The following is a 15375-nucleotide window of genomic DNA, read 5'->3' as shown; positions in this document are numbered from 1 at the left end:
CGTTCTCCTGGTTCGTCGGCGGTCGGCGGCAAGGCCCCGTGGTGTGGCGGTGACGTCCGGGTACCCCCCGTCCCAAGGGTGTCGGGTGACGGTGCCATCGGTCCAAGACCTGATCTTTCTCGTCGCTAGAATCCCTGGTTATGGAGCTTCGGCAGCTGCGGTACTTCGTCACGGTCGTCGAGGAGGCGAACGTCACCCGTGCCGCCGCGCGCCTGCACGTGGCGCAGCCCGGGGTGAGCGCCCAGATCCGGCAGTTGGAGCGGGAGTTGGGGCAGCCGCTGCTGGACCGCTCGGGGCGTTCGGTGACGACGACGGAGGCCGGCGATGCGGTACTCCCGTACGCGCGGGCCGCGTTGGCCGCCGCGGACGGGGTGCGGCAGACCGTGGACGAGTTCAGCGGGCTGCTGCGCGGCCGGGTCAGGATCGGTCTGGTCTCCGGTGCGGCCACCCACGAATTCGATGTGGTGTCCGTCCTGGCCGACTTCCACGACCGGCATCCGCAGGTCGAGATCGGTCTCACGGAGGACTCGTCGGAGCGGATGCTGGCCGCGGTGCGCCGCGGTGAACTGGACATCGCCGCGGCCGGACTCGTCGACGAGGAGCCGCCGCCCGGCCTCGCCCTCCAGATGGTGGTGGACGAGGCGCTGGTCGTCGCGGTCGCTCCCGGCGATCCGCTGGTCGCGCAGGCGGGCCCGGCCGGAATCCCGCTGGCCGCCCTGGACGGCCGGCCGCTGATCAGTCTGCCGCGCGGCACGGGGCTGCGCGGCGTGCTCGACCGTGCCTGCGCGCAGGCGGGCATCCGGCCGCGGATCGCCTTCGAGGCGGCGTCCCCGCTGCTGCTGGTCCGGCTCGCCGCCCGTGGTCTGGGGGTGGCCGTCGTCCCCGAACTGCCTCCGGGTACGGCGGCGGAATCCGGGCTGCGGACGCTGCGGATCACCGAGCCGCAGCCGCGTGGCCGGATCGCGCTGGTCTGGCGGGCGGACGGGCCGGCGAGCCCGGCTGCCAGGTCGCTCCTGGAGCGACTGCGGGCCGCCCTCGTGCCGACGGCGGCGTGAGCCCGTCGCGGCGGCGGACGTACGATCCGGAGCAGGCCGGAATCCGCGGTCGCACCGCAGCAGGAAGGGTTGTGTCCCATGGTCAGCGCGCTCCCGTCGTTCGCCGATGCGCTCGCAGCGGGCCCGGTGGTCCTGGACGGCGGTCTGTCCCAGCAGTTGGAGTCGGCGGGGCACGATCTGAGTGACGCGCTGTGGTCGGCGCGGCTGCTCGCCGAGGATCCGGAGGCGGTGGTCCGCGCGCATCTCGCCTTCTACGAGGCGGGGGCGCAGGTCGCGATCACCGCCAGCTACCAGGCGACGTTCGAGGGCTTCGCCCGGCGCGGCACCGGCCGCGATGAGGCGGCGGCGCTGCTGGCCCGGAGCGTGGAGCTGGCGCGCGACGCGGCGCGGCGCGCCACGGCGGGCGGGGCGGCGGGGCCGCTGTTCGTGGCCGCGTCGGCGGGGCCCTACGGGGCGATGCTGGCGGACGGTTCGGAGTACCGCGGTCGCTACGGCCTCTCGGTCGGGGAGCTGGAGCGTTTCCACCGGCCGCGCCTTGAGGTGCTGGCGGCAGCGCGGCCGGATGTGCTGGCGCTGGAGACGGTCCCGGACGCGGACGAGGCCCGTGCGCTGCTGCGGGCGATCCGCGGCCTGGGCACGCCGGCCTGGCTTTCGTACAGCATCGAGGGCGGCAGGACCCGCGCCGGGCAGCCGCTGGACGAGGCGTTCGCGGTGGCCGCCGACGTGGACGAGGTGATCGCGGTGGGTGTCAACTGCTGTGCGCCGCAGGACGTGGACCGTGCGGTGGAGACGGCCGCGCGGGTCACCGGGAAGCCGGTGGTGGTCTACCCCAACAGCGGGGAGCGCTGGGACGCGCGGGCGCGGACGTGGTGCGGGACCGCGGCGTTCCGCGCGGATCAGGTCGCCGGCTGGGCGGCGGCCGGCGCCCGGCTGATCGGCGGCTGCTGCCGGGTCGGCCCTGAGGTGATCGCCGAACTGGCGGCGCAGTTGCGGCGTTGACGGTGGTGGTCGCGGACGGTGTCAGGCGGCGACCACCACCGGGCGGCCGGCTCAGCTCAGCGGCTTGCTGAGCTTCTTGGTGCCGGTCCTGTTGCCCATCAGGCTGCAACTGACGGTCTTGATGCCGATCTTGTAGCCGCTGAGGTTGGGGAACTGGACGTAGGTGCCCTCGGCGGTGCCCGCCGGCTGCTGGGCCGCCTTGCTCTCCAGTTCGCTCTTGCAGAGGGACGCGGCCTTCTGCTTGATGGCGGAGCTGGTGGTGAAGCCGGAGTCGAGCTGGTGGGTGGCGACGACCTCGGCGTCGTGCGGTCCGTTGCAGGAGGCGGCGTCGTTGTTGCCGCCGCCGTCGGCGGCCAGGTCGTAGCAGTCGCCGACCTTGAGCCGGAAGAACGGTATGGTGCCGTCGCTCGGCGAGGGCAGTGCGCTCGCCGGGTCCGTCGTCGGCGAGGGCTCGTCGCTGGGAGTCGCGTCCTCGGTCGGTGAGGCTTCGGTGGTGGAACTCGACGCGGGCTGCGCCCGGTTGTTGTGGTCGTCGTCGCTGCCGCTGTTGGCCATCACCACGGCCACGATCACGGCGGCCACCACGACGACCCCGCCGCCGATGATCGCCGCGATGGTCTTGCCGTTGCCGCCGCCGGGGGGCGGTCCTGGCGGCTGCTGCCAGCCGCCGGGTCCGCCGGGGCCCGCGGGTCCGCCGGGGCCGTAGCCCGCGCCGCCGGCGGGCGGGCCGAAGCCACCGGGCGGCGGGCCGCCGGCCTGCGGGTAGCCGCCCTGTCCGTATCCGCCCTGCCCGTAGCCGCCCTGCGCAGGTCCGCCGGTGCCGTAGCCGCCTGCGGGCGGGCCGAAGCCGCCCGAGCCGTCGTTCGGGGGCTGGTTCGGCGGCGGGGGCGGAGGCGGCGGATAGCTCATGGCAGAAATGATCGCTTCTTTGCGGGGTCTTGGGAAAGTCCGTGACCGAGCTGGTACACACAACGGCTGAAATGTCCGGCGACTGGGCACGGTTGGCCTCAGCCGTCCGTTCCCACCCTACGGCCCGGAGGATTCCCGTGTTCATCGACCTGCCCCTGGACGAACTGCGCGGATACCGCCCGCCGCTGCCCGAGCCCGCCGGGTTCGACGCGTTCTGGCAGCGCACCCTGGAGGAGACGCGCGCCCACGCCCTCGATGCCCGTTTCACCGAGGTGTCCGCCGGGCTGCCCGTACTGGACGTCGCCGATGTGGAGTTCTCCGGCTTCGGCGGTCACCGGATCCGCGGCTGGTTCCTGGCACCACGGCAAGCGGACGGTCCGCTTCCGTGCGTGGTGCAGTACCTCGGCTACGGCGGCGGCCGGCAGCGTCCGCACGACTGGCTGCGGTGGCCGTGCGCCGGGTACGCGACGCTGGTGATGGACACCCGGGGGCAGAGCGGCCCCGACCGGCCCGGGGACACCCCCGACCCGGTCGCCTCCCCGAATCCGGGTGTTCCCGGCAAGATGACCCAGGGTCTGCTGGATCCCGACGCCTACTACTTCCGGCGGCTCTACACCGACGCGGTCCGCGCGGTGGAGGCGGCACGCGCCCACGAAGCGGTCGACGCGGGCCGGATCGTGGCCGCGGGCGGCAGCCAGGGCGGCGCGTGCGCGCTGGCGGTGGCGGGGCTGGTGCCCGATCTGGCCGCCGCCCTGATCGACGTGCCGTTCCTGTCCGACATCCGGCGTGCACTCGACCTCACCGACGCCGGCCCGTACGGCGAACTGGCCCGCTACTTCGCGGGCGAGCGCGACCGCGTCGACCACGCCCTGGCGACCCTCGACCACGTCGACGGGCTGAACTTCGCCGCCCGCGCGCAGGCCCCCGCGCTCTTCGGCACCGCGCTGCGGGACGCCGTCACCCCGCCGTCCACCGGCTTCGCCGCGTTCCACCACTACGCGGGCGCCAAGGAGCAGCGGGTGTGGCGGTTCAACGGGCACGAGGGCGGCGGCGGGCACCAGCGGGAGGAACAGATCGCGTTCCTGCACCGCCTGTTCGGCCGGGCCGCCACCGGGGAGGCCGCCGACGGCTGACCGGCGTCCCGGCCCGCCGCGATTTCCGGAGGGCCGCACTACTATGCGGCAGCGCGCCGGGGAGCCTCCCGGAAGCGCCGTCGGCGTCCGGCCGTCCGCCCGATCCGGGCCCCGGATCCGACGCACCTCAGGATCGAGGCCCTGGGCACCGGCCGGGCAGAGGGAGGCAGCGCGATGGGCGCACAGTCGGCGGGACCGCTCGTCGTCGGCGTGGACAGCTCGACCCAGTCCACCAAGACGCTGGTGGTGGACGCGGATACCGGCGTGGTGGTCGCCCGCGGGCAGGCGCCGCACACGGTCAGCGGCGGTGACGGCAAGGAGAGCGATCCCGCGCAGTGGTGGCGGGCGCTGGGCGAGGCGCTGCGGCAGTGCGGCGCCGCGGCGCGGCAGGCCACCGCGCTGTCCGTCGCCGGGCAGCAGCACGGCCTGGTCACGCTGGACGCCGCGGGCGCGCCGGTACGCCCCGCGCTGCTCTGGAACGACGTCCGCCCGGCGCCGCAGAGCGCGCGGCTGATCGAGGAGCTCGGCGGTCCGAAGGCGTGGGCCGAGCAGGTCGGGAGCGTGCCGGCCCCCGCCTTCACGGTGGCCAAGTGGGCCTGGCTGCGGGCCAACGAGCCGGCCGCTGCCGCCGCGACGAGGGCGGTACGGCTGCCGCACGACTACCTCACCGAGCGGCTCACCGGCGAGGCCGTCACCGACCGCGGCGACGCGTCGGGAACCGGCTGGTGGGCTTCGGCAACCGAGTCCTACGACACCGCGATCCTCGACCACGTCGGCCTTGATCCCGCGGCGCTGCCCCGGGTCGCCCTCCCGGGGGAGGCGGCGGGCACCGTCCACACCGGTGATCTGCCGCTGCCGCGCGGCGCGTTGGTGGCGGCCGGCACCGGCGACAACATGGCGGCTGCCCTCGGCCTCGGCCTGCGCCCGGGGCAGCCGGTGCTGAGCCTGGGGACGTCGGGGACGGTGTACGCGGTCTCCGGGCGCCGTCCCGCTGACCCGTCCGGCACGGTCGCCGGTTTCGCCGACGCCAGGGGCGACTGGCTGCCGCTCGCCTGCACCCTGAACTGCACCCTCGCCGTGGACCGGATCGCCGCGCTGCTGTGCCGGGACCGTGAGGCCGTCGAGCCCGGTGGCGACGCGGTGGTCCTGCCGTTCCTCGACGGCGAGCGCACCCCGAACCTGCCCGGCGCCTCGGGCCTGGTGCACGGCCTGCGGCACGACACCACGGCCGGGCAGCTTCTCCAAGCGGCGTACGACGGCGCGGTGTTCGCGCTGCTGAAGGCGTTGGACCAGGTGCTGGACGAGGACGCGGCGGCCGGTGCCCCGCTGCTGCTGATCGGCGGCGGCGCGAAGGGCAGGGCCTGGCGGGAGACCGTGCGGCGGCTGTCCGGCCGGCCGGTCGCGGTGCCCGATGCGCAGGAGCTGGTCGCGCTCGGCGCCGCGGCGCAGGCGGCCGGGCTGCTGCTGGGCGAGGATCCGGCGGCGGTGGCGCGTCGTTGGGGTACGGCCCGCGGCGCGCGGTACGCGGCGCGGGAGCGGGACGCGGGTGCCTGGGAGCGGCTGGCCGGCACGCTGGCGGACGGGGACACGCTGCTGCGCAGGTGAGCACCCGCCGCGCCCCGGTGCCGGCCGGGGCGCGTGCCGGGTCCGGTGTCCCGCCGCCCCTGGCGCGGGCGTTGACGGCCCGTACGGCCGCCACCCGTCCACGCTCGGCCCACGCACCGCGCTACGACATCCGGGTGATCCCGTGTCACTTTTCCGTACGGTTCTGACCTGCGGATTTTCTTCTTTGGTCGGGCCATTGACGGATCGGCCACACCCTTGGCAGGCAACGCGCCGTTGCGCATCATGAACACAGGCCGCACATGTCATGTACGCGCCCCCTCGGCCCTGTCAGGAGTCCTCATGGAGCCCGACCGCCAGCCTCCGGCCCGCCGGCGACTGCTCACCGGCGCCGCCGCGCTCGCCGCTGCCGCCGCCCTCACCCCCCTGTCCGCAGCATCGGCCCGCGCCACACCCCGCACCCGCACCCGCACCCCACGCGCCACGGCGTATCCCCCCACCCACTGGAACCCCGCCGACACCGCCAACTACACGGCAGCCGAACGCCCGACGGAGTACCCCGTCGACATGGTCGTGGTGCACGTCACGCAGGAGACGTACACCGACACCATCAAGCTCTTCCAGGACCCGGCACACCAAGCGGCGGCGCACTACGTCGTCCGGTCGTCCGACGGCTACATCGCCTCCTGCGTACGCGAACGCGACGTCGCCTGGCACGCGGGCAACTGGGACTACAACACCCGCAGCATCGGCATCGAGCACGAGGGCTGGGTGGACGATCCCGCCTGGTTCACCGACGCGCTGTACCAGCAGTCCGCCCTGCTGACCGCGGCCGTCTGCGACCGCTACGGCATCCCCAAGGACCGCACCCACATCATCGGCCACGTCGAAGTGCCCGGCACCGACCACACCGACCCGGGCCAGTACTGGGACTGGGCGCGCTACATGCAGCTGGTCACCGACGCGTCGTCCTGACGCTCCGCCCGGCCGCCGGCACCCCGGCGGCCGGGTGACACGGCGGCCGTTCACCGCTTCTACGGATTCACGACATCTCCGGTCCATAGTGAACTTCCATGACACATGGGACAGTTGGCGTGACCTCAGGGGGCATCGTGAGACGGCGGCATGGACATCTCCGGGCGGCGCTGACGGTGGTGACGGCGTGGGGCGTGCTGGCCGGCGCCGGAGCGGCCGAGGGCGCGCGGGCCACCGCGGCGCCCGGCACGCTGCACCGGTTACCGGCCGTCCGGCTGGCACCCGGCGTGCAGTACAGCGCGTTCCGCATGACGGTGCCGGGCGGCGTCGCGCACGGCCATCTGCTGACGGTGGACCTGGGCGCGCCGCAGGTGTCGGTGGACCTGCTCTACCCGGGGGCGGTCGGCGCGCGGTCCCCGGTGTCCCGGCTGGCCGCCGCGCGCCGCGCGGTCGGCGCCGTCAACGGCGATTTCTTCCACATCACCGAAACCCAGCACCCCGGCGTCGAACCGACCGGCGCATCGGTCGGCCCGGCGATCTCCTCAGGACGCGCCCTGAAGGCCGCGGTACCCGACGGCCAGCGCTTCGGCCCCGCCCTGCCACCCGGCACGACCACCCATGACGTGCTCGGCGTCGGCCGCGACCGGCGGGCACGCCTGGACCGGCTCACCCTGCGCGGCGCCGTCCTGACCGCCCGCCGCACGCTGCCGCTGCGCGGGCTCAACCAGTACGCGCTGCCGGTGAACGGCATCGGCGCGTACACCTCCCGCTGGGGCCCGGCCTCTCGGGTGCGCGCCACCTGCGGCACGGACACCGACCGCGCCGCGCCGTGCAGCGACACGACGTACGAGGTCACGGTCGGCCGCGGCCGGGTGCGCGCGGTGGCACGGCGGCCGGGCAGCGGCGCGATCGCCCCGGGGAGCGTGGTGCTGGTCGGCCGGGAAGAGGGAGCGCGCCGGCTGCGTGCCCTGCGGCCCGGCGACCCGGTGCGCGTCCGCCACCGGCTCGTCGGCCGGGGCGGCTCGCCGCTGCGGTTCGCGGTCGGCGGCTTCCCCGTACTGCGGGAGCGCCGCCCGCTGCCGGGCCTGGACACCACGACCCGGGCGGTACGGACCGGCGCGGGCATCGGGGACGGCGGCCGTCGGCTCTACCTGCTGTCCCTGGACGGCACGCGGGGTGAACCGGGGCTCACGATCGCCGAACTGGCCGACGCACTGGGCAGGTTGGGGGCACGGGACGGCATGGATCTGGACGGTGGCGGCTCGTCGACCCTGGTCACCCGCGCACCGGGCAGCGCGGACACCGTCGTCCGCAATCACCCGTCGGGCGGCGCCGAGCGCCCGGTGGCCAACGCGGTCGGGGTCTTCTCGGCCGGGTGAAGGACCGCGCCGCCGGGGAGGCGGCGGGACGGCGGTGCGCCGCCCCGGTCACGGACGCAGGCTGCTGACGACGTCGGCCGCTCCGGACAGGCCGTTGTGGATGTCGGGGGCGAGGCTGCTGCCCGCCAGGTAGAAGCCGAGCATGCCGCAGACGATGGCGTGCGAGAGCTTGAGTTTTCCGCTGCGCAGAAAGATCACCGTCAGAATCAGCAGCAGCAGGATGACCGAGATCGAAATAGCCATGGGACACCTCCTGGACCGCCGCCCGAACGGACGGCTACGAGTGGCCAGTTTGGCGTATTTCGGCGTATATCAGCTTCGTCACCAGGTGCGCCGATCAGGTGATCACTGCGGGTCACGCTCCACGGTCCGTCCGCGGCCCCCGACACCGCGGACCGCAGTGTGGCATGGATCACGTCACTTTGGGCAACGAGTCTCCCTCTTCCGCCGTCTTAGCGGCCGACGGCGCCGATACTCCCCCGCCCCGACGTACCGCTACCGCTGACGAAAGCACCACCATGAGCCAGAATCCGTGCCCCAGCCGCCGCACCCGGCCCACCGGGCTGCGGCACGCCGTGCTCACGCTGCTCCCGGTGCTCGGCCTCGGCGCGCTGACCGCCTGCGGCTCCGCCGCCGCGTCCCCCGCCAAGGGCGACCCGGTCCGCGTGACACTGGGCGCGGCGAGCGGCACCGCCACCGTGCAGGCGGGCGACCGGCTCACGGTGACGGCGTCCGGCGGGGTGCTGACGGAGGTGACGGTCACCGACCCGGAGGGACGGCACCTGACCGGCGGGATCGGGGACGGCGGGACCGTGTGGACCTCGGGGGCCAAGACGGCACCCGGCACCAAATACTCGGTGCTGGCGCGGACCAGGAACCCGCAGGGCGGCACCGGCGAGGCCAAGGAATCGGTGACCACCGCGAAGGCCGGCAAGTTCAACAAGGTGACGCTGCGGCCCGGCTCGCAGGGCGCCGTCGCCGGGATCGCGCAGCCCGTCTCGGTCACCTTCGACTTCCCGGTGACCGACCGGGCCGAGGTGGAGAAACACCTGAAGGTGACCACCGACAACCACACCACCGGGTCGTGGGGCTGGGTGCGCACCGCATCGGGCAAGGACCGGGTCGACTGGCGCCCCAAGGACTACTGGAAACCCGGCACCCGGGTCGGCGTCCAGGCCGGCCTCGACGGGGTGGACTCCGGCGGCGGGCGCTACTTCGCCAAGGACCACGACCTGCACTTCACCATCGGCCGCAGCCGGATCGTCAAGGTCGACCTCGACCACGGGCGGCTGGCGTTCGTCGAGGACGGCAAGACCGTCAAGCACTTCCCGGTCACGACCGGAGCGGACGGCACGAAGCCGCCGCGGACCGGCGTCTTCCCGCTGACCGCCCGCGACGTCTCGGCCGCCGGTCCCTCCGGGTCCGTACTGCCGGGCGCCGCCTGCCACCGCGCGCCGCACCACGCCGCCCGCCCCGCGCCCTCCGGGAGGCCCGCGCCCGCGGCACCCGGGGACGCGCCGTACCGGGTCCGGGCAGGCGCCGGCTGCATCGGGGTCTCGCAGGAGGCCGCCGACTGGCTGCGCGCCCGTCTGGCACCCGGCGACCCCTTCGAGATCACCGGTTCATCCGCGGGAGGGAGTGCCGACACCGACCACCGGACCCCAGACTGGACGATCGACTGGTCGCGCTGGCAGCGCCTGAGCGCCCTCGCGCCGACCAACTGACCCCTTCAGAGCCTAATGTGACGGAATGAGCACCGTGCAGGACCAGGATCAACTCACGGGGTGGCGGCGCTTCCGGCGCCGCGTCCCCAACGGCTTCGCCATCATCTTCAGTGTGCTGGGGCTGTTCTGCGCCATCACGGCGCTGTTCGGACCGCTGCGACGCGGCCTCCATCCGGTGATCTACTGGCTGGACACCCTCACCATCCCCGTGGCGCCCAACTTCGCCTACGCCGTTTTCCTGTTCCTCCTGGGCGCGGCGATGACCGCCCGCAAACAGGTGGTGCTGTGGTTCGTGGTGGCGTACATGCTGCTGGTCGCCCTCGCTGACGCGCTGTTCCTCGCCGCGGGCTACTGGGAGTACGCGTTCTCGCTGGTGCTGTGCACCGCGGCCCTGCTGGTGCTGGTCGTCTCGCACCGCGAGTTCTACGCCATCACCCGGCGCGGCGCCTTCGCCCGTGCCGCGCTCGTGCTGGTCGGCGGTCTTGTCGCGGCGGTGCTGGTGGGCTGGGGCCTGGTCTCGCTGTTCCCCGGCTCGCTGGAGGCCGGCGGCGGAAACCGCCTGCTGTGGACGGCCAACCGCGTCTGCGGCGGGCTGGTCGGTGGCCGGCTCGTCGAGGGCTACCCGCCGCACTGGCTGGGCGCCCTGCTCGGCCTGCTCGGCGCGCTGGCACTGCTGAACGCCGCCGCCGCGCTCTTCCGTTCGCAGCGCATGGAGGCGGCGCTGCACGGCGACGAAGAGGCCCGCATCCGCGCGCTGCTCGCGCGCTACGGCGGCGCGGACTCGCTCGGCTACTTCGCCACCCGCCGGGACAAGGCCGTGGTCTTCTCCCCCAGCGGCAAGGCCGCCGTCACCTACCGCGTCGAGGCCGGCGTCTGCCTGGCCAGCGGTGACCCGGTCGGTGACCGTGAGGCGTGGACGCAGGCCATCGAGGCGTGGCTGGAGGTCGCCGGACGCTACGGCTGGCAGCCGGCCGTCATGGGCGCGAGCGAGGACGGCGCGAAGGCGTTCGCCCGCTGCGGACTCGGCGCGCTCCAGCTCGGCGACGAAGCGATCTTGCACATCAAGGACTTCGAGCTGGACGGCCGCGAGATGCGGGTGACCCGGCAGGCCGTCAACCGCGTGCAGCGCACCGGCGCCACCTTCCGGATAAGGCGCCACGCGGCGCTGTCGGACGAGGAGATGCGCGAGGTCATCGACCGGGCGGACGCCTGGCGCGACACCGAGACCGAGCGCGGCTTCTCGATGGCGCTCGACCGGCTCGGCGACCCGGAGGACGGCGACTGCCTGCTGGCCGAGGCGTTCGACGGCGACGGCAAGATGATCGCGCTGCTGTCGTTCGTGCCCTGGGGCGACGACGGCATCTCGCTGGACGTGATGCGCCGCGACCGCAGCGCACCCAACGGCGTCATGGAGTTCATGGTCGCGCAGCTGTGCGCGCAGGCCGGGCAGTTCGGTGTGCACCGGGTCTCGCTGAACTTCGCGGTGTTCAGGTCGGCGTTCGAGGAGGGCGCGCGGATCGGCGCGGGCCCGGTGCTGAAGTTCTGGCGCAGGCTGCTGCTGTTCTTCTCCAAGTGGTGGCAGCTGGAGGCGCTCTACCGCTCGAACGCCAAGTACAACCCCGAGTGGTACCCGCGGTTCCTGTGCTACGCGGACGCCGGCGCGCTGGCCAGGATCGGCCTCGCCTCCGGCATCGCCGAGGGCTTCGTCGCCGTACCGAGCCTGGGCAAGCTGTGGGGCAAGGGCCACAAGAAGAAGCTGCTGGCCCCGGCCAGCACCGCGGGCCTGCCCTCGCTGCACGAACTGGGCCTGGTCAGCGAGCCGGCCACCGAGGAGGAGCAGCGCGAGCGGGAGCTGGCCGCGCTGCCCGACCAGGTGCGCACCCGGCACCGCAAGCTGGAGCGGCTGCGGGCCGAGGGCACGGACCCCTACCCGGTGGGCGTGCGGCGCACCCACACGCTCGCCGATGTCCGCGCCGAGCACCCCGGTCTCGGGGCCGGCGAGCACACCGGCAAGTCGGTCACCGTGGCCGGGCGGGTGCTGCTCACCCGTGACCACGGCGGGGTGCTCTTCGCCGTGCTGCGGGACTGGTCGGGCGACCTCCAGATCGCGCTGACCCGGGACGGCAGCGGCGACGCGCTGCTGGACCGCTTCGGCTCCGACATCGACCTCGGCGACCACGTCGAGGCCGAGGGCGAGGTCGGCACCAGCGACCGCGGCGAGCTGACCGTGTTCGTCACGAAGTGGCGGCTGACGGCGAAGTGCCTGCGCCCGCTGCCTGACAAGCGGCGCGGCCTGTCCGACCCGGAGGCCAAGGTCCGCAGGCGCTACGTCGACCTGGTCGTCTCACCGGACGCGCGGGACACCGTACGGGCCCGCAGCACGGCCGTGCAGGCGCTGCGGCAGGGGCTGATCGACCGGGGTTACCTGGAGGTCGAGACGCCGATGCTCCAGCAGATCCACGGCGGCGCCAACGCCCGTCCCTTCCACACCCACATCAACGCCTACGACCTCGACCTCTATCTGCGGATCGCGCCGGAGCTCTACCTCAAGCGGCTGTGCGTCGGCGGCATGGAGAAGGTCTTCGAAATGGGCCGGACCTTCCGCAACGAGGGCATCTCCTACAAGCACAACCCCGAGTTCACGATGCTGGAGGCGTACCAGGCGTTCGCCGACTACGACGTGATGCTCGACCTGACCCGGGAGCTGATCCAGGGCGCGGCCGTGGCCGCCTTCGGCAGTGCGACCGCCCGCAAGGCGGATGCGAACGGCCGGCTGGTCGAGCACGACATCTCCGGTATCTGGCCGGTCAAGACCGTCTACGGCGCGATCTCCGAGGCGCTGGGCGAGGCCGTCGACGCGGACACGAACCCGGATGTGCTGCGGCGGCTGTGCAATGCCGCCGCGGTGCCGGTGAAGCCGGAGATGGGCCGCGGCGATCTGGTGCTGGAGATGTACGAGCGGCTGGTGGAGGAGCGCACGACGCTGCCGACCTTCTACAAGGACTTCCCCACCGACGTCTCACCGCTGACCCGCCAGCACCGGGTGGACCCCCGGCTCGCCGAGCGCTGGGACCTGGTCGCCTTCGGCACCGAACTGGGCACCGCCTACTCGGAGTTGACCGACCCGGTGGAGCAGCGCCGGCGGCTGACCGCACAGTCCCTGCTGGCGGCCGGCGGCGACGTGGAGGCGATGGAGCTGGACGAGGACTTCCTCCAGGCCCTGGAATACGCGATGCCGCCCACCGGCGGCCTCGGCATCGGCGTGGACCGGCTGGTCATGTTCCTCACCGGCCTGTCGATCCGCGAGACGCTCCCGTTCCCGCTGGTGCGGCGCCGCTGAGCACCGCCACCGCAACCGCCGCTGCGCGCCCTTCCACCGGGAGGGCGCGCAGTGGTGTCAGACCGTCTCGATGCCGAGCAGCGCGGGATCGGTGGCCAGCGCCATGAGGCGGCCCCGCGGGTCGGTGAGCATCCTGCGGGTGGTGAGGTCCAGGAGGCCGCAGACCGCGTGCACTTCGGCGGCGGGAGTGCCGTCGGTCTTGACGATCCGCTGCTCGATCCGGAACGACTTGCCCGCACCCCAGACGAAGGCGCAGCTGACCTCGACCTCGTCGCCGGCCCGCAGCTCCCGCAGGTAGCGGATGGTGGTCTCCACCGTCACCGGGCCCATGCCCCGATCCACCAGGGTGCTCTGCGGGACGCCGGCGGCCCGGAGCACCGACCAGCGGGCGTGTTCGGCGTACTGGAGGTAGACCGCCTGGTTGAGGTGGCCCTGGGTGTCGGTCTCGTAGCCGCGGACCGTGACACTCACGGTGAAGAGTGCGCTCCCGGCTGCCGTATCCGTCACGATCGCTCCCGCTGCTCTCGGTACCGGTCGGCGGTCCGCCGGCGGCACGTTCCGGCCGTGCGTTCCCATCGTAGGCGGCGTTGATCGTCAGCGGGCCGGATCGGGCGGGCCCGCCGGGCCGTTCGTCTCCTGGAGCTGATCCCAGCGGACCGTGCGGTCGCACCAGCGCTCCAGGAGCGTGCGGTCGTGGCCGACGGCGAGCAGTCCCGCGCCGGTCGTCTCCCGGTAGTCCTCGACGGCCCGCACGAGGGCGGCGGTGGTGGACGCGTCGAGCATCGCGGTCATCTCGTCGCAGATCAGCCAGCGCGGGCGCAGCACCAACGCGCGGGCCAGGCAGGCGCGTTGCAGCTGGCCGTCGCTCACCTCGTGCGGGCGGCGGGCGAGCAGGTCGTCGGTGAGGCCGACGGCGGGCGCCCACTGTGCGACGGACGCGGCGGCTTCCGTGCGGCGTCCGGTCGCGCGCAGCGGCTCGGCGATCAGGTCGGCGAGACGCAGCCGGGGGTCGGCGGAGAGCCGCGGCTGCTGGAAGATCACTCCGAACGCGGTCCGCAGCTCGCGCGGGGCACGGTGCCGCCAGGCCCGTACCGTCTCGCCGTCCATGACGACGGTGCCGCCTTCGGGCCTGTGCAGCAGCGCCGCGACCCGTGCCAGCGTCGACTTGCCGCAGCCGCTGGGGCCCAGCAGGCCCACCGACTCGCCCGCGCCGACGGTCAGTGAGACGCCGGACACGACGGGCCGCTTCCGCTCGTATCCGGCGGTGATGTCACGCAGTTCGAGCACGGCCTGGCTCCTTGACGGGGGTGCCGGGGGTGGCCGGCGCGCCTTCGGGGTGGTGGCAGGCGACGCCGCCGGACGGCACGGGCGGTGTGGCGCAGCGGTCGGTGGCGCGGTCGCAGCGGGCGGCGAAGGCGCAGCCGGCCGGGAGGGCGCCGAGTTCCGGCGGCATGCCGGGGATCGGGGTGAAGCCGCGGTCCGGCAGCGCGTCGAGCAGTCCGCGGGCGTACGGGTGGCGCGGGCCGCGGGCGCCGAAGAAGGCGGTGGCGTCGGCGAGTTCGACGATGCGTCCGGCGTACATCACGGCGACCCGGTCGGCGATCCGCTCGGCCGCCGCCAGGTCGTGGGTGATCATCAGCAGCGCGCGGCCGTCGTCGGCGTGCCGGCGCAGCGCGTCGACGGTGCGCTCGACGAGGTCGCGGTCGAGTCCCGTGGTGGGTTCGTCGGCGAGCAGCAGCCGGGCGTCGCCGACGAGGGCCAGCGCACTCGCCGCGCGCTGGGCGAGACCGCCGGAGAGCTGGTGGGGGTAGCGGTCGAGGTGGTCGAGCGGGAAGGCGGCGCGTTCCGCCGCCACCTCGGCCGCCGCCCGCAGCTCGGACCGCGCGCCGCGCCGCCCGGTCAACTCCCTTACGGTCTCTTCGAGTTGGGCGCGGACCGTCCGGACCGGCGTGAGGTGGGCGGCCGGGCTCTGCGGGACGAGCCCGACGCGCCGGCCACGGATGGTGCGTGCCAGCTGCCGCTCCGACGCGGTCAGCAGCTCGACGGCCGGCTCCCCCGCCGCCTGCCCCGCCAGACGGGCCGAGCCCGCCGTCTCGGCGTTGCCCGGCAGCAGCCCGAGCAGGGCGGACGCCAGAACGGACTTGCCGCAGCCGCTCTCGCCGACCAGCGCCAGACAGCTGCCGGGCGCCAGATCGAAGGAGGCGTCCGATACGGCCTCGACCTGCCCGCCACCACGCATCCGGAAGCGGACCGACAGGCCGCGTACGGAGAGCACCGGGGCTGTGGGGGGCATGGTGT

The 15375-nt window shown here is 74.0% G+C and carries 13 protein-coding genes; 8 read left to right on the top strand and 5 right to left on the bottom strand.

All coding sequences use genetic code 11. The annotated features are described in order from the left end of the window. Positions 1-140: 140 nt before the first annotated feature. Together ACIBK8_RS07030 and mmuM are read left to right on the top strand one after the other, a co-directional pair. Positions 141-1055: a LysR family transcriptional regulator gene (locus ACIBK8_RS07030; protein WP_399040568.1), complete on the top strand. Its 915-nt coding sequence runs from the start codon at positions 141-143 to the stop codon at positions 1053-1055. 78 nt (positions 1056-1133) lie between these two features. Continuing rightward, positions 1134-2054, top strand: coding sequence for a homocysteine S-methyltransferase (gene mmuM / locus ACIBK8_RS07025; protein ID WP_399040567.1), 921 nt, complete (start codon positions 1134-1136; stop codon positions 2052-2054). A gap of 51 nt (positions 2055-2105) precedes the next feature. Here the strand turns inward: mmuM and ACIBK8_RS07020 are convergent, their stop codons facing one another. Beyond that, positions 2106-2963 (bottom strand): hypothetical protein, encoded by an 858-nt coding sequence (locus tag ACIBK8_RS07020; protein WP_399040566.1) that lies wholly within the window; start codon positions 2961-2963, stop codon positions 2106-2108. Between the two features lie 137 nt (positions 2964-3100). On the opposite strand from ACIBK8_RS07020, the gene ACIBK8_RS07015 reads away from it, so the two are divergent. The 4 genes from ACIBK8_RS07015 to ACIBK8_RS07000 all read left to right on the top strand — a co-directional run bounded on the left by ACIBK8_RS07015 (position 3101) and on the right by ACIBK8_RS07000 (position 8013). Next, positions 3101-4096 (top strand): acetylxylan esterase, encoded by a 996-nt coding sequence (locus ACIBK8_RS07015; RefSeq protein WP_399040565.1) that lies wholly within the window; start codon positions 3101-3103, stop codon positions 4094-4096. A gap of 174 nt (positions 4097-4270) precedes the next feature. After that, entirely contained in the window at positions 4271-5701 is a 1431-nt protein-coding gene (gene xylB / locus ACIBK8_RS07010) for a xylulokinase (protein WP_399040564.1), read from the top strand. 300 nt (positions 5702-6001) lie between these two features. Then, entirely contained in the window at positions 6002-6634 is a 633-nt protein-coding gene (locus tag ACIBK8_RS07005; protein WP_399040563.1) for an N-acetylmuramoyl-L-alanine amidase, read from the top strand. 98 nt (positions 6635-6732) lie between these two features. Continuing rightward, a complete protein-coding gene (locus ACIBK8_RS07000; protein WP_399040562.1) occupies positions 6733-8013 on the top strand; it encodes a phosphodiester glycosidase family protein in 1281 nt (426 codons plus the stop codon). A gap of 48 nt (positions 8014-8061) precedes the next feature. On the opposite strand, the gene ACIBK8_RS06995 is transcribed toward ACIBK8_RS07000, so the two are convergent. Continuing rightward, the gene (locus tag ACIBK8_RS06995; protein ID WP_393681344.1) at positions 8062-8256 is read right to left on the bottom strand and encodes a hypothetical protein; all 195 of its coding nucleotides are present in this window, start codon (positions 8254-8256) and stop codon (positions 8062-8064) included. Between the two features lie 275 nt (positions 8257-8531). Between ACIBK8_RS06995 and ACIBK8_RS06990 the strand changes: the two genes are divergently transcribed. After that, a complete protein-coding gene (locus ACIBK8_RS06990) occupies positions 8532-9737 on the top strand; it encodes an Ig-like domain-containing protein (protein WP_399040561.1) in 1206 nt (401 codons plus the stop codon). A gap of 25 nt (positions 9738-9762) precedes the next feature. Next, positions 9763-13077: a bifunctional lysylphosphatidylglycerol synthetase/lysine--tRNA ligase LysX gene (gene lysX / locus ACIBK8_RS06985; protein ID WP_399040559.1), complete on the top strand. Its 3315-nt coding sequence runs from the start codon at positions 9763-9765 to the stop codon at positions 13075-13077. Between the two features lie 57 nt (positions 13078-13134). Here the strand turns inward: lysX and ACIBK8_RS06980 are convergent, their stop codons facing one another. The 3 genes from ACIBK8_RS06980 to ACIBK8_RS06970 form a co-directional block, all read right to left on the bottom strand. After that, the gene (locus ACIBK8_RS06980; RefSeq protein ID WP_399040558.1) at positions 13135-13584 is read right to left on the bottom strand and encodes an acyl-CoA thioesterase; all 450 of its coding nucleotides are present in this window, start codon (positions 13582-13584) and stop codon (positions 13135-13137) included. An 87-nt stretch (positions 13585-13671) separates the two neighbouring features. Then, positions 13672-14364 (bottom strand): ABC transporter ATP-binding protein, encoded by a 693-nt coding sequence (locus tag ACIBK8_RS06975; RefSeq protein WP_399040557.1) that lies wholly within the window; start codon positions 14362-14364, stop codon positions 13672-13674. Further along, positions 14348-15370: an ABC transporter ATP-binding protein gene (locus tag ACIBK8_RS06970; protein WP_399040556.1), complete on the bottom strand. Its 1023-nt coding sequence runs from the start codon at positions 15368-15370 to the stop codon at positions 14348-14350. Before ACIBK8_RS06970 ends, ACIBK8_RS06975 begins: the two co-directional genes overlap by 17 nt. Between the last annotated feature and the right edge of the window lie 5 nt (positions 15371-15375).

The organism is Streptomyces sp. NPDC050161 (genome assembly GCF_044460025.1).
Classification (GTDB): Bacteria; Actinomycetota; Actinomycetes; order Streptomycetales; family Streptomycetaceae; genus Streptomyces.
This window is presented reverse-complemented; position numbering and strand designations above follow the sequence as displayed.

Excerpts from the sequence above, each read along its gene's own strand:
- ACIBK8_RS07020 (WP_399040566.1), bottom strand. The coding sequence starts at position 2,963 with ATGAGCTATCCGCCGCCTCCGCCCCCGCCGCCGAACCAGCCCCCGAAC.
- ACIBK8_RS06995 (WP_393681344.1), bottom strand. The coding sequence starts at position 8,256 with ATGGCTATTTCGATCTCGGTCATCCTGCTGCTGCTGATTCTGACGGTG.
- ACIBK8_RS07030 (WP_399040568.1), top strand. The coding sequence starts at position 141 with ATGGAGCTTCGGCAGCTGCGGTACTTCGTCACGGTCGTCGAGGAGGCG.
- ACIBK8_RS07005 (WP_399040563.1), top strand. The coding sequence starts at position 6,002 with ATGGAGCCCGACCGCCAGCCTCCGGCCCGCCGGCGACTGCTCACCGGC.
- ACIBK8_RS06970 (WP_399040556.1), bottom strand. The coding sequence starts at position 15,370 with ATGCCCCCCACAGCCCCGGTGCTCTCCGTACGCGGCCTGTCGGTCCGC.
- ACIBK8_RS07000 (WP_399040562.1), top strand. The coding sequence starts at position 6,733 with ATGACACATGGGACAGTTGGCGTGACCTCAGGGGGCATCGTGAGACGG.
- xylB (WP_399040564.1), top strand. The coding sequence starts at position 4,271 with ATGGGCGCACAGTCGGCGGGACCGCTCGTCGTCGGCGTGGACAGCTCG.
- mmuM (WP_399040567.1), top strand. The coding sequence starts at position 1,134 with ATGGTCAGCGCGCTCCCGTCGTTCGCCGATGCGCTCGCAGCGGGCCCG.
- ACIBK8_RS06990 (WP_399040561.1), top strand. The coding sequence starts at position 8,532 with ATGAGCCAGAATCCGTGCCCCAGCCGCCGCACCCGGCCCACCGGGCTG.
- lysX (WP_399040559.1), top strand. The coding sequence starts at position 9,763 with ATGAGCACCGTGCAGGACCAGGATCAACTCACGGGGTGGCGGCGCTTC.